21 protein-coding genes are annotated in these 20,834 nt (G+C 69.6%); 2 read left to right on the top strand and 19 right to left on the bottom strand.

All coding sequences use genetic code 11. The features are described from left to right. Positions 1–30 precede the first annotated feature (30 nt). From ACZ4UB_RS35545 to ACZ4UB_RS35600, 12 genes are all read right to left on the bottom strand, one after another. Positions 31–2,871, bottom strand: a complete 2,841-nt coding sequence (locus ACZ4UB_RS35545) for a DEAD/DEAH box helicase (protein WP_354383641.1) — start codon at positions 2,869–2,871, stop codon at positions 31–33. A gap of 45 nt (positions 2,872–2,916) precedes the next feature. Next, complete coding sequence (locus tag ACZ4UB_RS35550; protein ID WP_468076773.1) at positions 2,917–3,804, bottom strand: diacylglycerol kinase; 888 nt, start codon at positions 3,802–3,804, stop codon at positions 2,917–2,919. Between the two features lie 17 nt (positions 3,805–3,821). Continuing rightward, a complete protein-coding gene (tatC, locus tag ACZ4UB_RS35555) occupies positions 3,822–4,778 on the bottom strand; it encodes a twin-arginine translocase subunit TatC (RefSeq protein ID WP_468076775.1) in 957 nt (318 codons plus the stop codon). 47 nt (positions 4,779–4,825) lie between these two features. Next, complete coding sequence (gene tatA, locus ACZ4UB_RS35560) at positions 4,826–5,128, bottom strand: Sec-independent protein translocase subunit TatA (RefSeq protein WP_385783223.1); 303 nt, start codon at positions 5,126–5,128, stop codon at positions 4,826–4,828. Positions 5,129–5,270: 142 nt separating this feature from the next. Beyond that, on the bottom strand, positions 5,271–5,468 hold the full coding sequence (locus ACZ4UB_RS35565; protein WP_468076777.1) for a hypothetical protein: 198 nt from the start codon (positions 5,466–5,468) through the stop codon (positions 5,271–5,273). Between the two features lie 114 nt (positions 5,469–5,582). Beyond that, complete coding sequence (locus tag ACZ4UB_RS35570) at positions 5,583–5,855, bottom strand: hypothetical protein (protein ID WP_467963063.1); 273 nt, start codon at positions 5,853–5,855, stop codon at positions 5,583–5,585. Between the two features lie 29 nt (positions 5,856–5,884). Further along, positions 5,885–6,853 (bottom strand): helix-turn-helix transcriptional regulator, encoded by a 969-nt coding sequence (locus tag ACZ4UB_RS35575; RefSeq protein ID WP_354383635.1) that lies wholly within the window; start codon positions 6,851–6,853, stop codon positions 5,885–5,887. A 17-nt stretch (positions 6,854–6,870) separates the two neighbouring features. Continuing rightward, positions 6,871–7,827, bottom strand: a complete 957-nt coding sequence (locus tag ACZ4UB_RS35580) for a helix-turn-helix transcriptional regulator (protein ID WP_468076779.1) — start codon at positions 7,825–7,827, stop codon at positions 6,871–6,873. Between the two features lie 138 nt (positions 7,828–7,965). Beyond that, complete coding sequence (locus tag ACZ4UB_RS35585) at positions 7,966–8,358, bottom strand: FKBP-type peptidyl-prolyl cis-trans isomerase (protein ID WP_354383633.1); 393 nt, start codon at positions 8,356–8,358, stop codon at positions 7,966–7,968. 58 nt (positions 8,359–8,416) lie between these two features. Then, a complete protein-coding gene (locus ACZ4UB_RS35590) occupies positions 8,417–9,364 on the bottom strand; it encodes an FKBP-type peptidyl-prolyl cis-trans isomerase (protein WP_468076781.1) in 948 nt (315 codons plus the stop codon). A gap of 141 nt (positions 9,365–9,505) precedes the next feature. Next, complete coding sequence (gene pafA / locus ACZ4UB_RS35595; RefSeq protein WP_030016332.1) at positions 9,506–10,867, bottom strand: Pup--protein ligase; 1,362 nt, start codon at positions 10,865–10,867, stop codon at positions 9,506–9,508. 9 nt (positions 10,868–10,876) lie between these two features. Then, entirely contained in the window at positions 10,877–12,151 is a 1,275-nt protein-coding gene (locus ACZ4UB_RS35600; protein WP_468076783.1) for an MFS transporter, read from the bottom strand. 178 nt (positions 12,152–12,329) lie between these two features. On the opposite strand from ACZ4UB_RS35600, the gene ACZ4UB_RS35605 reads away from it, so the two are divergent. After that, complete coding sequence (locus ACZ4UB_RS35605; protein WP_468076785.1) at positions 12,330–13,337, top strand: LacI family DNA-binding transcriptional regulator; 1,008 nt, start codon at positions 12,330–12,332, stop codon at positions 13,335–13,337. 68 nt (positions 13,338–13,405) lie between these two features. On the opposite strand, the gene prcA is transcribed toward ACZ4UB_RS35605, so the two are convergent. The 6 genes from prcA to arc all read right to left on the bottom strand — a co-directional run bounded on the left by prcA (position 13,406) and on the right by arc (position 19,550). After that, entirely contained in the window at positions 13,406–14,167 is a 762-nt protein-coding gene (gene prcA, locus ACZ4UB_RS35610) for a proteasome subunit alpha (RefSeq protein ID WP_467963051.1), read from the bottom strand. A 46-nt stretch (positions 14,168–14,213) separates the two neighbouring features. Beyond that, positions 14,214–15,053, bottom strand: coding sequence for a proteasome subunit beta (prcB, locus tag ACZ4UB_RS35615; protein WP_468076787.1), 840 nt, complete (start codon positions 15,051–15,053; stop codon positions 14,214–14,216). Beyond that, positions 15,005–15,517 (bottom strand): endonuclease VII domain-containing protein, encoded by a 513-nt coding sequence (locus ACZ4UB_RS35620; protein ID WP_468076804.1) that lies wholly within the window; start codon positions 15,515–15,517, stop codon positions 15,005–15,007. Before ACZ4UB_RS35620 ends, prcB begins: the two co-directional genes overlap by 49 nt. Positions 15,518–15,634: 117 nt before the next feature. Next, entirely contained in the window at positions 15,635–15,847 is a 213-nt protein-coding gene (locus ACZ4UB_RS35625; RefSeq protein ID WP_354383626.1) for a ubiquitin-like protein Pup, read from the bottom strand. A gap of 190 nt (positions 15,848–16,037) precedes the next feature. After that, positions 16,038–17,549: a depupylase/deamidase Dop gene (dop, locus tag ACZ4UB_RS35630; RefSeq protein ID WP_354383625.1), complete on the bottom strand. Its 1,512-nt coding sequence runs from the start codon at positions 17,547–17,549 to the stop codon at positions 16,038–16,040. A gap of 234 nt (positions 17,550–17,783) precedes the next feature. Continuing rightward, positions 17,784–19,550, bottom strand: coding sequence for a proteasome ATPase (arc, locus tag ACZ4UB_RS35635; protein WP_354383624.1), 1,767 nt, complete (start codon positions 19,548–19,550; stop codon positions 17,784–17,786). 264 nt (positions 19,551–19,814) lie between these two features. Here arc and ACZ4UB_RS35640 point away from each other — a divergent pair, with 264 nt between their 5' ends. Further along, complete coding sequence (locus tag ACZ4UB_RS35640; RefSeq protein WP_354383623.1) at positions 19,815–20,135, top strand: ferredoxin; 321 nt, start codon at positions 19,815–19,817, stop codon at positions 20,133–20,135. Positions 20,136–20,148: 13 nt separating this feature from the next. On the opposite strand, the gene ACZ4UB_RS35645 is transcribed toward ACZ4UB_RS35640, so the two are convergent. After that, positions 20,149–20,739, bottom strand: coding sequence for a hypothetical protein (locus ACZ4UB_RS35645; protein WP_468076790.1), 591 nt, complete (start codon positions 20,737–20,739; stop codon positions 20,149–20,151). Positions 20,740–20,834 lie beyond the last annotated feature (95 nt).

Here is a 20,834-nt window from a genome sequence, read left to right on the forward strand (position 1 = left end):
GCCCGCTTTCGGAGGAAGCCCCAAAAGCGGCTAGCCGACCGAACTGTAGGCCACTACACCCCGCAACAGGGCGTCCACGGCCTTGCGGGCATTTCGCGCCACCGTGCTGGTGCCGCCACCGGAGTTGGCCGGGGCGGCCGCCGCGACCTGGCCGAGCACGTCGATGACCTGCTTGCACCAGCGCACGAAGTCCCCGGCGGGCATCCCGGCCTCGCGCAGCACCTCGTCGAGGCTCTTGTCGGAGGCCCACTGGTACACCGCCCACGCGAAGCCGAGGTCCGGCTCGCGCTGACCCACGCCCTCCGCCTGGTTGATCCGGTGCTCCTCCTCCAGCGCGTCGAGCCTGCCCCAGATCCGCACCATCTCCGCCAGCGCGACCGTCGCCGCGCCCGGCGGCACCTTCGGCGCCACCGCATCGTCGGACTGCCGCGCCTCGAAGACCAACGCCGAGACGCACGCCGCCAGTTCGGCAGGGCTCAGGCCCTCCCAGATCCCGGCCCGCAGGCACTCCGAGGCCAGCAGGTCCAACTCGCCGTACAGCCGGGCCAGGCGCCGGCCGTGCGCGGTGACCTCGTCCTCGCGCAGGTAGTCCAGCTCCGTCAGCAGCGCGTGGATGCGGTCGAAGGTGCGGGCGATGGTGTTCGTCCGCCCCTCGATCCGGCGCTCCAACTGCTGGGTGTCCCGCTTCAGCCGGTGGTAGCGCTCCGCCCAGCGCGCGTGGTCCTCGCGCTCGTCGCAGCCGTGGCACGGGTGCGCGCGCAGCGCGGCGCGCAGCCGGGCGATCTCCCGGTCGTCCGCCGCCTCGGCCCGACCCCGCCGGGACCGCTCCGGCGCGATGTGCCCGGCCTTGACGCGCAGCTGGGACGCGAGGTCGCGGCGCGACTGCGGGGAGCGCGCGTTGAACGACTTGGGGATCCGCATCCGCTCGATGGGCTCGACGGGCACCGGGAAGTCGATCGCGGCGAGCCGCTTGACCTGCCGCTCCGCCGTGAGCACCAGCGGGCGCGGGCCCTCGGTGTACTCCTGGCCGCGGTGCCCGTTGGAGCGCCCCGCGGGCACACCGGGGTCCAGGACCAGCGCGAGCCCGGCGAACTTGCCCGTCGGCACGTGGATGATGTCGCCCGGCTTGAGCTTCTCCAGGGAACCGGCCGCCTGGGCCCGGCGCTGGGCCGCGCCCTGCTTGGCCAGGTCCGTCTCGCGGTCCTTGAGGTCGCGGCGCAGCTGCGCGTACTCCTCGAAGTTCCCGAGGTGACAGGTCATGCCCTCGGTGTAGCCCTCCAGGCCCTCCTCGTTGCGCTGCACCTGCTTGGAGATGCCGACGACGGAGCGGTCCGCCTGGAACTGCGCGAAGGAGGTCTCCAGCAGCTCGCGCGAGCGGTGCCGCCCGAACATCTGGACCAGGTTCACGGCCATGTTGTACGAGGGCTTGAAGCTGGAGCGCAGCGGATACGTACGGGTGCCGGCCAGGCCGGCGAGGGCCGCCGGGTCCATCGCGCGCTGCCACAGCACTACCGCGTGGCCCTCGACGTCGATGCCGCGGCGCCCGGCCCGGCCGGTGAGCTGCGTGTACTCGCCGGGGGTGATGTCGGCGTGCTGCTCGCCGTTCCACTTGACCAGCTTCTCCAGGATCACCGTGCGCGCGGGCATGTTGATGCCCAGCGCCAGGGTCTCCGTGGCGAAGACGGCCTTGACCAGGCCGCGTACGAAGAGTTCCTCCACGACCTCCTTGAAGGTCGGCAGCATGCCGGCGTGGTGCGCGGCGATGCCCCGCTCCAGCCCTTCGAGCCACTCGTAGTAGCCGAGGACGTGCAGGTCCTCGGCCGGGATCGAGGCGGTGCGCTCCTCGACGATCTCCCGGACCCGGGCGCGCTTGGCGTCGTCGTTCAGGCGCAGCCCGGCGTACAGGCACTGCTGGACGGCGGCCTCGCAGCCGGCGCGGCTGAAGATGAAGGTGATGGCGGGAAGCAGGCCCTCGTTGTCGAGGCGCTCGATGACCTCGGGGCGGCCCGGCGTCCAGATCCGGTTGCGGGAGCGGCGCTCGCGCTCGCGATCGGCCTCGCGGACCATCTTGCCGCGCCGGCGGTCCTTCGGGTTGTACGAGCGGGTGTTCTCCTCCCGCGCCATGCGCAGCAGGTCGGGATTGACCTCGCGGCGCGTGCTGCCGCGGCCGCCGTGGTCGCTCTCCTCCTCGAAGAGGTCGTGGATCCGGCGTCCGGCCATGACGTGCTGCCACAGCGGAACGGGCCGCTCCTCGGAGACGATCACCTCGGTGTCACCGCGGACGGTGTCCAGCCAGTCGCCGAACTCCTCCGCGTTGGACACGGTCGCCGACAACGACACGAGGGTGACCGACTCGGGGAGGTGGATGATCACTTCCTCCCAGACGGCTCCGCGGAACCGGTCGGAGAGGTAGTGCACCTCGTCCATGACGACGTAGCCGAGACCGGTCAACGCGGGGGACTTCGCATACAGCATGTTGCGCAGTACCTCGGTGGTCATCACGACCACCGGCGCATCGGCGTTGACGCTGTTGTCACCGGTCAGCAGGCCCACCTTCGCCGCGCCGTAGCGCTTGGCGAGGTCGGCGTACTTCTGGTTCGACAGGGCCTTGATCGGCGTGGTGTAGAAGCACTTCTTGCCCTGGAGCAGCGCCAGGTGCACGGCGAACTCGCCGACGATGGTCTTGCCCGAGCCCGTGGGGGCGGCCACGAGCACGCCCTTTCCGGCCTCCAGGGCCTTGCACGCCTCGATCTGGAAGGGATCCAGATCGAATTCGTACATCTCCCGGAAGGGGTGCAGGGCCGTGGCTTCTTCGGCGGCGCGGCGGCGGAACGCGGCGTACGCGTCGGCGGGGGAAAGTTCCTCGGTCATCTTGTCATCGAGCCTACCCGCCCCCTCTGACAACAAGCGCGATCTTTATGACAGGAGCCGCAGCGCAGCGGGCACGCACTCGGCGGTGACGGGCAGCGGACCCACCTGCTCCCCGTCCGCGTAGGCGGTGAGCCCGACGGCCTCCAGGGTGACCTTCGCGGCCCGGTGCACGCTCACCTTCGGGTGGCCGGTGTGCGTCCCCTTGTAGACCTGCGGGAAGACCTTCAGCAAGGTGGCTCGGGAGCAGTCCCCGACCACCGTGACGTCGAAGAGCCCGTCGTCGGGCCGGGCGTCCGGGCAGATGCGCATCCCGCCGCCGTAGGAGGACGTGTTGCCGACGGCGACCAGCGTGGCCTCGGTCTCGATGACCGGACCGTCGTCCAGGGTGATCCGGTAGGGGAAGGGCCGGAAGGCGGCCAGCTCGGCGAGGATCGCCAGGTCGTACTTGAAGCGCCCCAGCGGCCAGCGCATCCGGTTGCCCCGGTCGTTGACCCGCGAGTCGAAGCCGGAGCAGAGCACGGTCCCGTACCAGCCGCCGGCCACCCGCCCGAGGTCGATCGCGCGGAACCGGCCCTCCTTGAGGACCCGCGCCGCCAGCCGTCCTGCCGCCGCCGGCTCCCGCACGGGCAGCCCCAGCGTCCGCGCGAAGTCGTTTCCGGTGCCCACCGCGACCACACCGAGCGGTGTCAGCGTGCCCGCCACGGCCTGCAGGGCCAGCGAGACCATCCCGTCCCCACCGACCGCGATCACCGCTCCGGTGCCCTCACGGACGGCCGCGCGCAGCCGCACCAGCGCATCGGCGGCGTCCGTGCCGACGACCGTCCGCACGGAGAAACCTGCCTCCCGGAGCGCGGAAGCGGCCGGCTGCGCGGCGTGCGCGCCCCGGCCGCGTCCCGCGGTGGGATTGACGAAGAGGGTGATCTCAGCACTCACCCAGCGGAATGTACCTGTCAGGTGGCGTCGTCGTAACCGTTGATCCGCTGGCGTCCGCCGTCGGCTTGGCCGGGCAGCGCCGTGGGCGGCGCGACCTCGTCGATCGAGCCGACCGGCGCCGGGGTGAGGTCCAGCGCGGACGCCTCGTCGTCATCGAGGTCGGCGTCGGGGTTCTTGCGCCTGCGCCGGCGGTCGTTCAGCAGGCAGATGCCGAGCGCGATGAAGTAGAGCGCGATGATCGGCGACGCGAGCGACAGCATCGTGAGCGGGTCGCCGGTGGGCGTCGCGAACGCCGCGAAGATCGTGATGCCGAGGACCATGATCCGCCACCAGCTCGCCAGCCGCTTGGCGGTCAGCACCCCCGTGACGTTCAAGAGGATCAGCAGCAGCGGCAGCTCGAAGGCCAGGCCGAAGACGACGACCATGCGCGTGACCAGGTCGAGGTAATCGTCGACGGGCAGCAGGTTGCGCGCGTTGTCGGGGGTGAACTCCAGCAGGATCTGCGCGGTCTGCGGCAGGATCTTGTACGCGAGCACCGCGCCCGCGCCGAAGAGCGGGGCGCCGACGGCCACGAAGCCGACCGCGTACCGCTTCTCGTGGTTGTGCAGGCCCGGCGCGATGAAGGCCCAGAGCTGGTACAGCCAGACCGGCGCGGAGAGCACGATGCCCGCGGTGAGCGAGACCTTCAAGGCGATCGAGAACGGCGCGATGAGACCGTTCACGGTCATGTCGGCACAGGGCCGGCCGTTGCGCTGCGATACCACCCCGTTGGTGCAGCCCACCGAATCCAGCATCGGCTTCAGCATGAAGTCGATCAGATTCTTGTAGTAGAAAGCAGCCACGACGGTGATCACCAGGATCGCCACGACCGCCTTCAGCAGGCGGTTTCTCAGCTCACGCAGGTGCTCGATGAGAGGCATCCGCCCTTCGGCGTCCTTCTCCCGCTTCTCCTGCTTTCGGGCAGACTTGAGCAACCCAGGTCCCTTGGCTCGTTGCAGATGACTGGCGCGACCGGTGGGGGTCAGGCCTGGGTGGAGCGGTTCGGCTCGCTGACCGGACGCGCGCTCGTGACGTCACCGGGCGCGGCCTGGATGGTGCGCGGGGCCGCCTGCGGAGCCTGGTCGGCGGGAGCGGCGGGAGCGGCGGCGGCCGCCGCGGCGTCCTCGGCCTCCCCGTCCTTCTTCATCGCCTTGGCCTCGCTCTTGAGGATGCGCGCGGACTTGCCCAGCGAGCGGGCCATGTCCGGGAGCTTCTTGGCGCCGAACAGCAGGAAGATCACGGCGATGATCAGGAGGATCTCAAGAGGCTTCAGATTGCCGATCATGTCTGACTTCCTTCTCACCGAAGCGGCTGGTCGTAAGGACGCGGTGGTCCGGGACAGGAATCCGGAATCCGCTCTGACAAGGATCGTAACCCCCAGGGGTTAACGCCCGGCAATCCCCCGGGGCCCCTGTGATTGCGCGCCTCTAGTGCGCGCCGCGGCCCGCACGGGCCAGATCTACGGTCGCCCGCTCCAGATCGCCCGACGCGTCCGCGATCCTGCGGCTCGCCTCGGCGACCTGTCCGGAGAGCCTGCGGACCTCGACGAACACCCGCACGGCGAGGACGGCCAGGACGGCGACCCCGAGGAAACCCAGGACAATTGCGAGCATCGGCCACAGCATGCGCCGAGCCTAGCGCCTGCCCCGCCCACCGGGACGGGCAGGGCGCCGCGCCCGGCCGGAAACGACGGGCCGTCCAGCGACCGTCGAGCGGAACCCCTGCCCCCGCACCGCCCGCTACAGACTGCGCAGCGTGCTCACACCGCCACCGGTCAACAGCTCGATGATCCGCTCCCCGGCGTGCTTGCGCACCGCCGCCCCGCACTCCGGACAGGTGAAGGAGTAGAAGGTGGTCCGGCGGCTGCCCCCGATGGCCAGCCGCAGCGCCCCCGCGGTCAGCTCGAAGCGGCCCCGGCAATCGGGGCAGGCGGCCTTGAAGCTGACCGCCTCCCCACCGGGCGCGCCGGATGCCGCGGGCACGGCGGTGTCGGGCGTGGAGATGACTGACATCGTGTGGCGGTCCCCCTCGGTCGCGGTCCTCAGACCTCTTCTCCGTACCCGGCCAGTGCCTCGCGCGCCGCCCGGCGCGCACTGTCCGACAGCTCGGTCGGCGACACGATCCGACCGTCCCCGCCCAGCCGCAGCCCCAGCCGGCGCAGCGACGCCGGATCCGGGGTGCGCAGCGTGATCCGCAGCCCCCCGTCCGCCAGCTCCTGCGCACTGTCGTGCGGGTAGTACTCGGCGACCCAACGGCCACCGGGCCCCACCTCGATCACGACCTCCGGGTCCCCCGCCGCCGGCTGCACGAGCCCCACCGACAGGTCGCGCGGTTCGATCGCCGGCGGCTCGGCCCGCTCGTCCAGCAACCGGATCTCCGCGACCCGGTCGAGCCGGAAGGTGCGCCGCGCCTCGGAGAGGTGGCACCACCCCTCCATGTAGGTGTGCCCCACCGCGAACAACCGGATCGGGTCCACCGTGCGCTCGGTCAGCTCGTCGCGCGCCGGCGAGTAGTACCGCAGCCACACCCGGCGGCGCTCGGCGATCGCCCGGTCGACGTCGGCGAAGACCCCGCCCTCCGACTCGAAGGTCACCGACAGCCGCGAGCTCGCCCCGGCCGCCTCGCCCGCCGCGGCCTCCAGCTTCGCCGTCGCCCGCAGCAGCGCCTCGCGGTCGCTCTCGCGCAGCCCCGGCAACGTGGCGACCGCCCGCGCGGCCACCAACAGGGCCGTGGCCTCGTCGGCGGCCAGCCGCAGCGGCTCGGCCGTCGACTCCCCCGACGCGTCGGGGTTGCGCCACCAGATGCGCTCGCCGTCGGTGTCGATGTCCAGCAGGTCCCCGCCGCGGAAGCTCGTCCCGCACATGGGCAGCACGTCGAGGTCCGAGATCAGCTCGTCCTCCGTGATCCCGAAGGCGCGCGCGACGTCCGCCACGTGCGCCCCGGGGCGCTCGCGCAAGTACGTCACCAGCGACAGCATCCGTCGGGTCTGGTCAATGGCATTGGCAGCCATGCCGCTACGTGTTCCCCTCAGCCTTTGGCCACGGCGCGCAGCCGGTCCACCACGTCGGCCCGCAGGTCCGCGGGCTCCACCACCACCACGTCCGGCCCGAACTCCACGAGCCAGGCGTCCAGTCCGTGACCGTACGGGATCTCCAGCTCGTCCCAGCCGTCGGCGCCCTCGCGCACGGCCGTCGCCCGGGCCCGCAGCGGATACCCCGCGCCCGCCCGCAGCCGGATCAGCGCCGAACGGTCCGCCGTGTCCCCGGCCCAGCTCGCCACCGTCTCGCGCACGGTCACCACGTCCGGCACCTCGGCCGTGTACTGCCCGGCCCGCGAGCGCACCTTGCCGGTGATCCGGGAGAGCCGGAACACCCGCTCCGCGCCGCGGTCCCGGTCGAAACCGGCCAGGTACCAGTGGCCCCGCCAGCACTCCAGCGCCCACGGCTCGACCTGCCGGGTCGCCGGGTGCGCCGCATTGGACTTGCGGTAGTCGAAGACCACCGGGCGCCGGTCCCGACACGCCAGCATCAACGGCTCGAAGGCCGCCTCGTGGACCGGGATGCGCGGCTCGATCGCACTGTGCTGACCGTCGTACGGATCCCCCGCCTCCGGCATGCCCCCGGCCCGCAGCTTCTGCAGGGCGCCACTGGCCGCACCCGCCAGCCGCGCCTGCTGCCACACCTTGGCGGCCACGCCCAGCGCGGCCGCCTCCTCGGCGTCCAGCGAGACCGCGGGCAGCCGGTTGCTGTCCCGGCGGGCCATGTAACCGATGTCCCCGTCGAGACTCTCGATGGTCTCGATGACCAGCCCCAGCTCGCGCAGGTCGTCCTTGTCCCGCTCGAACATCCGGTTGAAGGATTCGTCGTTGCCGGCTTCCAGATAGGCCTCGATGGACCCGCGCAACTCGCGCTTGCTGAGCGGCCGGCGCGTCCCCAACAGACACAGCGCCAGGTTCATCAACCGCTCGGCCTTGGCAATCGCCATCGACGCCCTTCCCCCGATCTCCCACGACACACTCGTGACCGTTGACCGTACCGTCCTGGGCCCCCTCGACAAAAGCGAACGCAAAAGTGAGGGGCCCCCGCCGTACGGCGGGGGCCCCTCACGGTGAAGACCGCTGGATCAGGCGGCCATCAGGTCGCACACGAAGATCAGCGTCTCGCCCGGGGCGATCGCGCCGCCCGCGCCGCGGTCGCCGTAGGCGAGGTGGGCGGGGATCGTCAGCTTGCGACGGCCGCCGACCTTCATGCCCGCGATGCCCTGGTCCCAACCCGCGATGACGCGGCCCGCGCCGAGCGGGAACTGCAGCGCGGAGCCGCGGTTCCAGGAAGCGTCGAACTCCTCGCCGGTGGAGAAGGCCACGCCCACGTAGTGGACGGAGACCATGGCACCGGCCTTGGCCTCGGCGCCGTCGCCCTCCCAGATGTCCTCGATGAGCAGGTCGGTCGGAACCGGACCCTCGGGGAAATCGATCTCGGGCTTCTCGAGCTTGTCGCTCACGGAACTGCTCCTCATACGTACGAAAACAAGGGGGGTACCTCCCGGCGGGAGCCGGAGGGCAACCGGACAAGTGTTACACCACGGCGACGATGTCGAGGGCGAAGACCAGCGTCGAGTTCGCGGGGATGGTGCCCTGCTCCTTGTCACCGAACCCGTCGGCGGGCGGGATCACCAGCAGGATCCGGCTGCCCACCTTCTTGCCGACGATGCCGTCCTTGAGGCCCTTCACCGACATCTGTGCCATCGGGAACGTGGCCGACGTACCGCTGGCGTACGTGCTCTCGAAGGTCTTGGCGTCCTTCCACGTCTTGCCGTTGTACCGGACCGCCACGTTGTCGGTGTCCTTGACGACGGGGCCGTCACCCTCGATCACGTACTCCGAGACCAGCTTGGCGGGCGCCGTCCCGTCCTTGGGGATGTCGAGCGACACCTCCTTGCCGTCCGTGTTCGTACCGACCTTGGGCAGGTCCTTGTTCTCCTGCGGGACCTCCTTGCCCTTGGCCGAAGCCGGGATGGACGTGCCCTTGACGATGTCGACCACGAAGACCAGCGTCGCGTTCGGCTTGATCTTGTCGCCGGAACCCTGCGCGCCGTAACCGAGCTCGGGCGGGATCACCAGCTCCACGCGGCTGCCGACCTTCTTGCCCTCCAGGCCCTGGTCCCAGCCCTTGATGACCGCGCCCGCACCGATGGTGAGGTCGAAGGGAGCCGGACGCCCGAAGCTCTTGTCGAACGGCTCGCTGCCGTCCCAGACCTGGCCCAGGTAGTTCACCTGCGCCGCGTCACCCTTCTTCAGCGCCGGGCCCTTGCCCTCGCTGAGCACCTCCACCTTCAGCTCCTTGGGCGGGTCACCCTTGCCCTTCGAGACGGTGGGTTCCTCGCCGAACTTGGCGCCCTTCGTGATCGCGGGCACCCCGTTCTTCATCTGGGCGGAGTCGGAGCCCTTGTCGTCGCCGCCACCACAGGCCGCTGTCGACAGCAGCAGAAGGGGGACGACAAGCAGGCCGGCAATTCGGCGCACGTGTTCCTCAGATCTCAGACGGCACATCGGTCGCCGCCAACTCTAAGGCGTGCACCGGGCCCCGTACGAGAGACGTACGGGGCCCGTGAGATCTGCCACTCCAAGATCCCGCCACGCCTTCCACCACGGGCGGGAACCCGGTCACATCCCGGCGATGAGCTTCTCCACCCGGTCGTCCACCGACCGGAAGGGGTCCTTGCACAGCACGGTGCGCTGCGCCTGGTCGTTCAACTTCAGATGCACCCAGTCGACCGTGAAGTCCCGCCGCTGCTCCTGCGCCCGCCGGATGAAGTCACCGCGCAGGCGCGCCCGCGTGGTCTGCGGGGGCACCGACTTGCCCTCGAAGATCTTCAGGTCGTTGCAGATCCGCGCCGCCTGACCCTTGCGCTCCAGCAGGTAGTACAGACCCCGCCGGCGGTGGATGTCGTGGTAGGCGAGGTCTATCTGCGCGACCCGGGGGTTCGACATGGTCATGTTGTGCTTGGCCCGGTACCGCTCGATCAACTGGTACTTCATGACCCAGTCGATCTCCGTACCGATCCGGTCCAGGTCCTCGGCGTCGATCGCGTCCAGCGTGCGGCCCCACAGCTCCAGGACCTGGTCCACGACCCCCGTCCGGATCCCGCGCCGCTCGGCGAAGTCCACGGCCTTGTCGTAGTACTCGCGCTGGATCTCCAGCGCCGAGGCCTCCCGACCGCTCGCCAGGCGCACCTTGCGCTGACCCGTGATGTCGTGACTGACCTCGCGGATCGCCCGGATCGGGTTCTCCAGGGTCAGGTCGCGCATCACCGTGCCCGCCTCGATCATGCGCAGCACCAGATCGGTCGCGCCGACCTTCAGCAACATGGTCGTCTCGGACATGTTCGAGTCACCGACGATGACGTGCAGGCGCCGGTAGCGCTCGGCGTCCGCGTGCGGCTCGTCCCTGGTGTTGATGATGGGCCGCGACCGGGTCGTCGCGGAGCTCACGCCCTCCCAGATGTGCTCGGCCCGCTGGCTCACGCAGTAGACCGCGCCCCGAGGCGTCTGCAGCACCTTGCCCGCGCCACAGATCAGCTGGCGCGTGACGAGGAAGGGAATGAGGATGTCCGCCAGGCGGGAGAATTCTCCGTGCCGGGCCACCAGGTAGTTCTCGTGGCAACCGTACGAATTGCCCGCCGAGTCGGTGTTGTTCTTGAAGAGGTAGACGTCGCCCGCGATTCCCTCCTCGTGCAGGCGGCGTTCGGCGTCGACGAGCAGACCTTCGAGAATGCGCTCGCCGGCCTTGTCGTGGGTGACCAGTTCGGTCACGTTGTCGCATTCGGGAGTTGCATATTCCGGATGCGAACCCACATCGAGGTACAGGCGGGCGCCGTTCCGCAGGAAGACATTGCTGCTGCGGCCCCATGAGACGACACGGCGGAAGAGGTAGCGCGCCACTTCGTCAGGAGACAGTCGGCGCTGTCCCCTGAACGTGCACGTGACGCCGTACTCGTTCTCCAGCCCGAAAATGCGGCGGTCCATGACTGAACATTACGCCTTCTGCTGTGTTCTGAAACCGGGTTCGAGAGCGGCGTTCCGATCATTTTCCTCCGATGCCTCGTCAGAAGCACCCTCGGCGACGCCCGTCGCCCGCCCCGACAGCGCCCGCTGAGTCACCATCAGCACCAGCAGCGCCGCCGCCCCGCCCACGCTCGCCACTGCGAAACCCGACGCCGTACCACCCAGCTCCACCGCCGGACCCGCAGCCGCCGTACCGATCGCCGCACCCACCCCGAAGAACGTCACCAACCACGAGAACGCCTCGGTGACCGTGCCCGACGGCGCGTGCCGGTCCACCACGATGAACGCACACGCGATGGCCGGCGCCAGGAACACCCCCGCCAACGCCGCCAACGCCGTCATCGCCACCGGACCCGGCACCCACATCAGCGGCAGGTAGCAGACCGCCAACAACGCCACCAACACCCGCAGCCGCCGCTCCGGCGCCCCCGCCCAGTGCCGCGCCCCGTAGACCACGCCACCGATCAGCGCGCCCAGCCCCAGCGCCGCCATCAACCAGCCGTACACCGCCTGGCCGCCGTGCCCGTCGGCGTACGCGACCCCCGCCACCGTGATCGAACCGAGCGCCGTCCCCACGAAGAAGAACGCGCCCAGCAGCGCCAACAGCCCCCGCGAACGCAGCGCACCCAACCAGTGCGCCTCCCGCGGCGCGGAGCGCCAGCTCCGCGACGGCTCGCTCACCACGACCGACAGCGCACCCAGCACCCCGATCGCGTTGATCACCAACAGCGCCACGGCCGGGTCCCACAGGGCGACGAACAGGGTCACCATCAGCGGACCGAGCGTGAACATGACCTCCTGCGCCACCGCGTCCATCGCGTACGCGGCGTGCACCCGCTCCTCCTTGCCGCCCAGCACCCCCGGCCACAGGGCCCGCAGCCCGCCCTCCAGCGGCGGCGTGAAGAGCCCCGCCACCACCACGGCGGCGTACGCCGAGACGGCCGAGCCGGTGCCCGCCAGCGCCAGCCAGACCATGCCGAGCGCCGACACCAGCGCGGCCGGCAACTGGATCCGCGGCTGCCCGAAGAGGTCCACGGCCCGACCCAGCAACGGCTGCCCCACCGCGTTCGCCACGCCGTACACCGCCGCCAGCGCACCCGCGAGGCTGTAGCTGCCGCCCTCGGCCCGGGTGAACAGGACGATGGCGATCGGGGCGGTGCCGTTGGGCAGCCGGCCTATCAGCGTGCCCACCAACAGCCTCGCCGCGTGCCGGGTCCTGAGCAGCTCCGCGTATCCCGCGGCCATGACCGCCCCTTTCCGCCCGGATCCAGCCGGGGTAATACGTATAACGTGACGGGTAATACGTACCATGGCGACAGTCCGGGGGTCCACCCCGAGACCCCCGCGACCCCCGCGACCCCCCGCCCCACCACCCCGGGCCGGACCCGCACCACCACCGCGCCCACCCACCCCGGAGACCCCCGTGACCCGACCCACCAGCCGCGACGTCGCCCACGCCGCCGGGGTCTCCCAGGCCACCGTCTCCCTCGTCCTCGGCGACAAATGGCGCGGCCGCGTCTCCGAACGCACCGCCGCCCAGGTCCGCGAGAGCGCCGCCCACCTCGGCTACCGCCCCAACCTCGCCGCCCGCAACCTCCGCCTCGGCAGCACCCGCACCGCCCTCCTCGTCGTCCCCGCCCTCACCAACGAATTCTTCGCCCGCGTCTACACCGGAGCCGCCCGCATCGCCGCCGAACACGGCTTCGGCGTCGTCCTCTACCCCTCCCCCGACGGCACCGGACCCGCCCGCGACCCCTTCGCCTCCGCCAGCGCCGCCCTCGACGGAGTCATCGCCTCCTCCATGGCCGCCCACACCCTCGAAGCCATCGGCGGCAACGACCTCCCCCTCGTCATGCTCGACAGCGACCCCACCGCCGGCCGCGCCGCCGCCCACGTCAACCTCGCCATCGCCGACGGCATGCGCCAGGTCACCGAACACCTCCAGACCCTCGGCCACCGCCGCTTCCTCCACCTCGCCTCAGCCGTCGACACCTGGACCTTCGACGTCCGCGCCAAGGCCCTGAGCCGCCTCCTGGGCCCCGGCACCGAACTGCGCACCACCAGGTCCGACCTCAGCGTCGACGCCGCCAGAGCCGCCACGGAAGCCGCCCTGACCACCCCCGGGCCGCGACCCACCGCCATCGTCTGCGACGACGACATCCTCGCCGCCGGCGCCTGCAAAGCGGCCCGCCGCCTCGGCCTGCGCGTCCCCGACGACCTCTCCGTCACCGGCTTCGACGACCTCGCCCTCGCCACCGCCGTCGAACCCGAACTCACCACCATCGGCCTCCCCGCCGAACGCGTCGGCGAACACGGCATGAGCGCCCTCCTCGCCGTCCTCGACGGCACCCCCTGGAACGCCCCCGACCTCCCCGTCGAACTCGTCGTACGAGGCTCCACCGCACCCCCGCCCCCACCCACCGGACCCTGAAACGCACCGGTGCCCCGGCCCGCCTCGTGAGAGACGGACCGGGGCACCGGACCACACCGCGACGACGCCTACTCGGCCTCGTCGGGCTCCTCGTCGTTCGACACGGCGTCCACCTGCGCCGCCGCCGGCACATCGGCCTCCAACAGCCGCGCCAACTGGCGACCCCGGATCCGCTTGAACTTGCGCTGCTGACCCCGCGTACGGTCCAGCACCGCCACCTCCAACCGGTCCGCCGGAATCTCCCGGTCCGTCCCGTTGGCCTGGCTCGACAGCGCCTGCACGGCCAGCTTCAACGCCTCCGCCAGCGTCATCCCGTCCCGGTGCCGCTGGTCCAGGAACGTACTGATCTGCTCGGCGTTGCCACCGACCGCGACCGAACCGTGCTCGTCCACGATCGACCCGTCGTGCGGCAACCGGTAGATCTGGTCGCCGGACGCCGTCGCACCCACCTCCGCGACCACCAGCTCCACCTCGTACGGCTTCTCGCCCGCACTGGAGAAGATCGTGCCCAGCGTCTGCGCGTAGACGTTCGCCAGCCCACGGGCCGTCACGTCCTCGCGGTCATAGGTGTAACCGCGCAGATCCGCGTACCGCACACCGCCGATCCGCAGGTTCTCGTACTCGTTGTACTTGCCGGCCGCCGCGAAACCGATGCGGTCGTAGATCTCGCTGAACTTGTGCAGCGCGCGGGACGGGTTCTCGCCGACGAACACAATGCCGTCGGCGTACTGCAGCACGACGAGGCTGCGACCGCGGGCGATGCCCTTGCGGGCGTACTCCGCACGGTCCGCCATGGCCTGCTGGGGTGACACATAGAACGGAGTCGACACCGGCTGTCCGTCCCTTTCTTCCGGTCTTCTACAGGGCTACGGATGGTCAGAGCAGAGCGGCGCGCGGCCCGTCGGGCTGCGCCAGGCGGTGCTCGGTGACCGCGCGGGCCAGCTCCCCCGACTCAACGTCGGTGAGCCTGCGGAAGCCCTCGTCGGTCATCACGGTGACGATCGGGAAGATCCGACGGGCCAAATCCGGGCCACCGGTCGCCGAGTCGTCGTCCGCGGCGTCGTACAGCGCCTGCACGACCAGCGTCGTGGCCTGCTGCTCCGTCAGATCGTCGCGGTACAGCTTCTTCATGGAGCCCTTGGCGAAGATCGAACCCGAACCGGTGGCGGCGTAGCCGTGCTCCTCGGAGCGCCCGCCCGTCACGTCGTAGGTGAAGATCCGGCCCCGCTCCTTGGCCTCGTCCCAGCCGGCGAACAGCGGGACGACCGCGAGGCCCTGCATGGCCATGCCGAGGTTGCTGCGGATCATGGTGGACAGGCGGTTCGCCTTGCCCTCCAGGGAGAGGGTCGCACCCTCGACCTTCTCGAAGTGCTCCAGCTCCAGCTGGAACAGCTTGACCATCTCCACGGCCAGACCGGCCGTACCCGCGATGCCCACCGCGGAGTACTCGTCGGCCGGGAACACCTTCTCGATGTCGCGCTGGGCGATCATGTTGCCCATCGTCGCCCGCCGGTCACCGGCCAGCACGACCCCGCCCGGGAACGTCGCCGCGACGATCGTCGTCCCGTGCGGCGCCTGCACGATCCCCTCCGGCAGCGTCCGGTTCCCCGGCAGCATCTCGGGCGAGTGCGCGCCCAGGAAGTCCATGAAGGAGGAGGACCCCGGCGTCAGGAAGGCTGCCGGTAGACGCCCTGTGCTACGAGTGTTGGGTTCCACAGGTTTCCCTCCAGGTATGAAACGACCCGCCGAGCGGCGTCAGGATCGTCTCCCAACTTGCCGATGGCCGTATTGCAGTTAAAGCAAAGTACGCCTCGGACCTTACCCGTCTGACGGCAATGATCCACATGTACCGCCGGGCGCTTCAGGCAGATACAACACAGCCCGCCCTGAGCTGCGATCATCTCGTCACGTTCAGCCTCGGTCATGCCGTAGGCGCGCTTCAAGTGGCTGGCCCGACCTTCGATGGCGCGGCACGCCTTGCACCGCGTCGAGAGGCCGTCCGACGCCGTCTTGTTCTTGTCCCATTCGGAGTGCGGCTTGATCTCCCGGCATCGCCGACAGTATTTGTGCCCCTCCGGTGCGATAACCCGCGGGCGCACGTTCTTGCCCTTGGATATCTGCCGCTGCTGGTGATACTCGGCCGCGCACGGCCTGCAGTAGCACTGCAGGCCGTCACGCATGGCCCGGTTCGACGCGAAGTCGTCCAGAGACTTCACTTCACCGCACCGACCGCACCGCTTGCTGAGCCCCGACACTCACCCTCCCCGAAGAGTGTCACCTTCGATTCGAAGGTGAAATCACTCTCCACCCTTCTGAACGAAGGACCGAACGAAGTCCTCGGCGTTCTCCTCTAGGACATCGTCAATTTCGTCAAGTACGGAGTCGACGTCGTCCGAGAGCTTCTCGTGCCGCTCCTGGACGTCCGAACTCGCCTCGGCGGTCGTCTCCTCGACCTCCTCGGTCGAGCGCGTCGCCTTCTGCTGTCCGCCGCCGGTGTCCTTGGTCGCCATGTCTACCTCACCCCGCTCGGTTCGCACGCTCACGTCGAGAGACCCCGGGAATTCGGGATCCCTCAAGATCAGACCCTACGTCGGACCCTACAAGGAGGGTCCGACATTCGTCCCCGTAGTTGTCGAAAAGGTCCGGCCACAACGTCCGGTCTTTCTCATGATTCCCGGACCGGGGGCCTTTCAGCCCCGTTCAGCGCCCCGAAAGGACCCGGACCAGGTCCTCCGCCGTGCGGCAGCGGTCCAGGAGCTCCTTGACGTGCGCACGGGTGCCCCGCAGGGGTTCCAGCGTGGGGACCCGCTGGAGCGAGTCGTGGCCCGGCAGGTCGAAGATCACCGAGTCCCACGAGGCCGCGGCCACGTCGTCGGCGTACTGCTCCAGGCAGCGGCCGCGGAAGTAGGCCCGGGTGTCCTCGGGGGGCTTGCTCTCGGCCCGTTCGACGGCGGGCTCGTCCAGCAGCCGCTTGATCTTCCCGCGGGCCACCAGACGGTTGTAGAGGCCCTTGTCGGGGCGGACGTCCGAGTACTGGAGGTCCACCAGTCCGAGCCGGGCCGCGTCCCAGTCCAGTCCGTCGCGCCTGCGGTAGCCCTCCAGGATCTCCCGTTTGGCGATCCAGTCCAGCTCCCCCGCCAGGCTCATCGGGTCGGTCTCCAGCCGGCCCAGCACGTCCTCCCAGCGGGCCAGCACGTCCTTGGTCTGCTCGTCCGCGTCGGAGCCGAACCGCTCGTCGACGTACTTCCGCGCCAGCTCGAAGTACTCCATCTGGAGCTGTACGGCGGTCAGCGTGCGCCCGCTGCGCAGGGTGATGAGCTGGCGCAGGTCCGGGTCGTGGGAGACCTGGTGCAGGGTGCGCACCGGCTGGTCCACGGCCAGGTCGACGTTGATGAACCCGTCCTCGATCATGGAGAGGACCAGGGCGGTGGTGCCGAGCTTGAGGTAGGTGGAGATCTCGGACAGGTTCGCGTCGCCGATGATCACGTGCAGGCGGCGGTACTTCTCGGCGTCCGAGTGCGGCTCGTCGCGGGTGTTGATGATGGGGCGCTTGAGGGTGGTCTCCAGGCCGACCTCGACCTCGAAGTAGTCGGCGCGCTGACTGATCTGGAAGCCGTGTTCGCGGCCGTCCTGCCCGATGCCGACCCGGCCGGCGCCGGTGACGACCTGGCGGGAGACGAAGAAGGGCGTCAGGTGGCGCACGATGTCCGAGAAGGGGGTCTCCCGCTTCATCAGGTAGTTCTCGTGCGTGCCGTAGGAGGCGCCCTTGTTGTCGGTGTTGTTCTTGTAGAGGTGGATCGGCTGGGCGCCGGGCAGCTGGGCGGCCCGCTCCGCCGCCTCGGCCATGATCCGTTCGCCGGCCTTGTCCCAGAGGACGGCGTCGCGCGGGTTGGTGATCTCCGGCGAGCTGTACTCGGGGTGCGCGTGGTCGACGTAGAGCCGTGCGCCGTTGGTGAGGATGACGTTGGCGAGGCCGATGTCCTCGTCGGTGAGCTGGCTGTTGTCTGCGGCCTCGCGGGCGAGGTCGAAGCCGCGGGCGTCCCGCAGCGGGTTCTCCTCCTCGAAGTCCCAGCGGGCGCGTCGCGCCCGGTGCATCGCCGCCGCGTAGGCGTTGACGATCTGGGACGAGGTGAGCATGGCATTGGCGTTCGGGTGACCGGGGACGGAGATCCCGTACTCCGTCTCGATCCCCATTACTCGCCGTACGGTCATGCGGCCCTCCTTGCCCGGCGGCGCTTCCGATCGGAAGCGGCGCTCAAGTACCGCTGGTGCTCCGGTGCGTGTGCGGTGCCCGTCCCCGCACAGCGGATGCGGCGGTACGGAAGAGCCTAGAGCGGCTCCGCGCTGGTGGGGAGATCATTTCAATCATTGCCTTGGCCCGGCCGCGGCCGAAAAGCAGTCGGCTGCGGGTGCCCCGGTGGGGGCACCCGCAGCCGCCCCGCTCCGTCAGAGGTACTGACCGGTGTTGGCCACCGTGTCGATGGAGCGTCCGGTGTCCGCGCCCTGCTTTCCGGTGACGAGCGTGCGGATGAATACGATCCGCTCGCCCTTCTTTCCGGAGATGCGGGCCCAGTCGTCCGGGTTGGTGGTGTTGGGCAGGTCCTCGTTCTCCTTGAACTCGTCCACGCACGCCTGGAGGAGGTGGGAGACCCGCAGGCCCTTCTGGTTGTGCTCGAGGAAGGCCTTGATGGCCATCTTCTTCGCACGGTCCACGATGTTCTGGATCATCGCGCCCGAGTTGAAGTCCTTGAAGTAGAGGACTTCCTTGTCGCCGTTGGCGTACGTGACCTCGAGGAAGCGGTTCTCCTCGGACTCGGCGTACATCTGCTCGACGACGGTCTGGATCATGCTGTGGACGGTGCCGGCCGGGGAGCCCTGGTGTTCGGACAGGTCGTCCGTGTGCAGGGGCAGGGTGGCCTTGAGGTACTTGGCGAAGATGTCCTTGGCCGCTTCGGCGTCCGGACGCTCGATCTTGATCTTCACATCGAGACGGCCGGGGCGCAGGATGGCCGGGTCGATCATGTCCTCGCGGTTGGAGGCGCCGATGACGATGACGTTCTCCAGGCCTTCCACGCCGTCGATCTCGGCGAGCAGCTGGGGGACGATGGTGTTCTCCACGTCCGAGCTGACACCGGATCCGCGGGTGCGGAAGAGGGATTCCATCTCGTCGAAGAAGACGATGACGGGGGTGCCCTCGCTCGCCTTCTCCCTGGCACGTTGGAAGACGAGGCGGATGTGCCGCTCGGTCTCGCCGACGTACTTGTTGAGGAGTTCGGGGCCCTTGATGTTGAGGAAGTAGGACTTCCCGGCGGGCTGGCCGGTCACCTCGGCGACCTTCTTGGCCAGGGAATTGGCGACCGCCTTGGCGATCAGCGTCTTTCCGCAGCCGGGGGGGCCGTAGAGCAGGATGCCCTTGGGCGGGCGCAGTTCGTGTTCCTTGAAGAGGTCGGGGTGGAGGTACGGGAGCTCGACCGCGTCGCGGATCAGTTCGATCTGGTCGCCCAGGCCGCCGATCTTCTCGTAGTCGATGTCCGGGACCTCTTCGAGGACGAGCTCCTCGACCTCGCTCTTCGGCACCACTTCGTAGACGTAGCCGGACCTGGGTTCGAGCAGGAGGGCGTCGCCGGGGCGGATGGTGATGTCCAGGAGCGGCTCGGCGAGCCTCACCACCCTTTCCTCGTCGGTGTGCCCGACCACCAGGGCGCGCTCGCCGTCCTCAAGGATCTCCTTGAGGGTGACGATGTCCCCGGCCCGTTCGAACTCCATGGCCTCGACCACGTTGAGGGCTTCGTTGAGCATGACCTCCTGGCCACGCCTGAGGTCCTCGGGGTCGACGCTGGGGCTGACGTTCACGCGGAGCTTGCGGCCCCCCGTGAAGATGTCGACCGTGCCGTCTTCGTTCGCTTGCAGGAAGACTCCGAAGCCGGCCGGCGGCTGTGCGAGCCGGTCGACTTCCTCCTTGAGGGCCACGATCTGGTCGCGTGCCTCGCGGAGCGTATTGGCGAGTCGCTCGTTCTGTGCGGATACACCGGCCAGATTTGTCTGCAGCTCGACGATCCGCTCTTCGAGAATCCTCGTGTGTCGCGGAGAGTCGGCGAGCTTGCGTCGCAGGACGGCGATTTCCTGCTCGAGATAGGCAACCTGACCGGCGGGGTCATCGGACCCTCGCCCCGGCCGGATGCCGCGGGTGATGTCATCGTCGTGGGCTGCCACGGTCCTCACCTCCTCCAAGGGGAGCTGGACGCTTCCTGACCCTACCTGGGCTGGTGGTGATTGAAACCCCTAGATCACAAAGACGGTAGGGGTGTGTCCGATCTTCACCCTTGCGTACTCCCTCACGCCAAGGAAATACCCACCCTTCAACATCGGAAAGCAGCCGGTTGTAAGGTCGAACTGTTCAACACCCGTCAGGGGTCGCGCGACTTGCCGCGACGTGTGAACGGAGTGGATCACCGAGGACAGGGAACGGCAGGAGATATGACCGTGCAGCACGAGGCCCACACGGGTGGTGCCGGCGAGGGCGGCGAGCTGTTGGAGGTCTGGATCGACCAGGACCTCTGCACCGGGGACGGGATCTGCGTCCAGTACGCGCCGGAGGTCTTCGAGCTGGACATCGATGGTCTGGCGTACGTGAAGAGCGGTGAGGACGAACTGCTCCAGGAGGCGGGGGCGACGACTCCGGTTCCGCTGCCGTTGTTGCAGGACGTCGTCGATTCGGCCAAGGAATGCCCGGGCGACTGCATCCACGTGCGACGCGTTTCGGACAGGGTCGAGGTCTACGGTCCGGACGCGGATTAGCGCCGTACCGGAATCAAACCCGTTTTGCGCCCGAGTCCGTAAGCTCCTGGCTGAATTTTCCGCCGGTCCAGCGCCACTTGGCCTGTTGCTTCAGATCGGGTGCGTAGCGCGGTATTTCCGGTGATGAGTACCCGAGCAGGGTGGCCGTGATGGTGTGGTCACGCACGGCGAGGTCGGTGACGGTCTTGCGCGCGCCGGCTTCGAGGAGGGTGGCGACGACCCGGGGGGTCGTGGCGGCCCCGGGGTCCGTGGTGAGGACGTAGACGGCGTGGGGCGGGGTGCCCGAGCCCGCGTCGCAGCGGACGGCGGCGACGGTTTCCGGGCGGCCGTCCCCGTCGAGGTCGCCCTGGGCGCTGGCGACGACGCGCTGCGGTACGCCGTGGCAGTCGAGCGGGTAGGTCGCCGCTGCCGCGTCGGGTGCGGGGGCGGTGGCGGGCCGGGTTTCGGGTCCGGCGACGGCTCGGGGCGCGGAGGCGGCGGCGGGGTCGGGCTGGAGGAAGGCCGCGGCCGCCACGACGGCGCCCAGGGCCACCGCGGTGGCCGTCCAGTGCACCGGTCGGGTGCGGGTGTGGGCCTGGTCCGGGGCGGCGGGGGTGTGCGGCACGCGGTGCGTCTCCTGTGGGGCGGCGCTGACGGGGAGCCAGCATCGTGCCACACCTCACACGGGCTCGGAACGGGCGGGTCCGTCCTGGTGGCCGG

Source organism: Streptomyces sp. NPDC028419 (assembly GCF_055565515.1).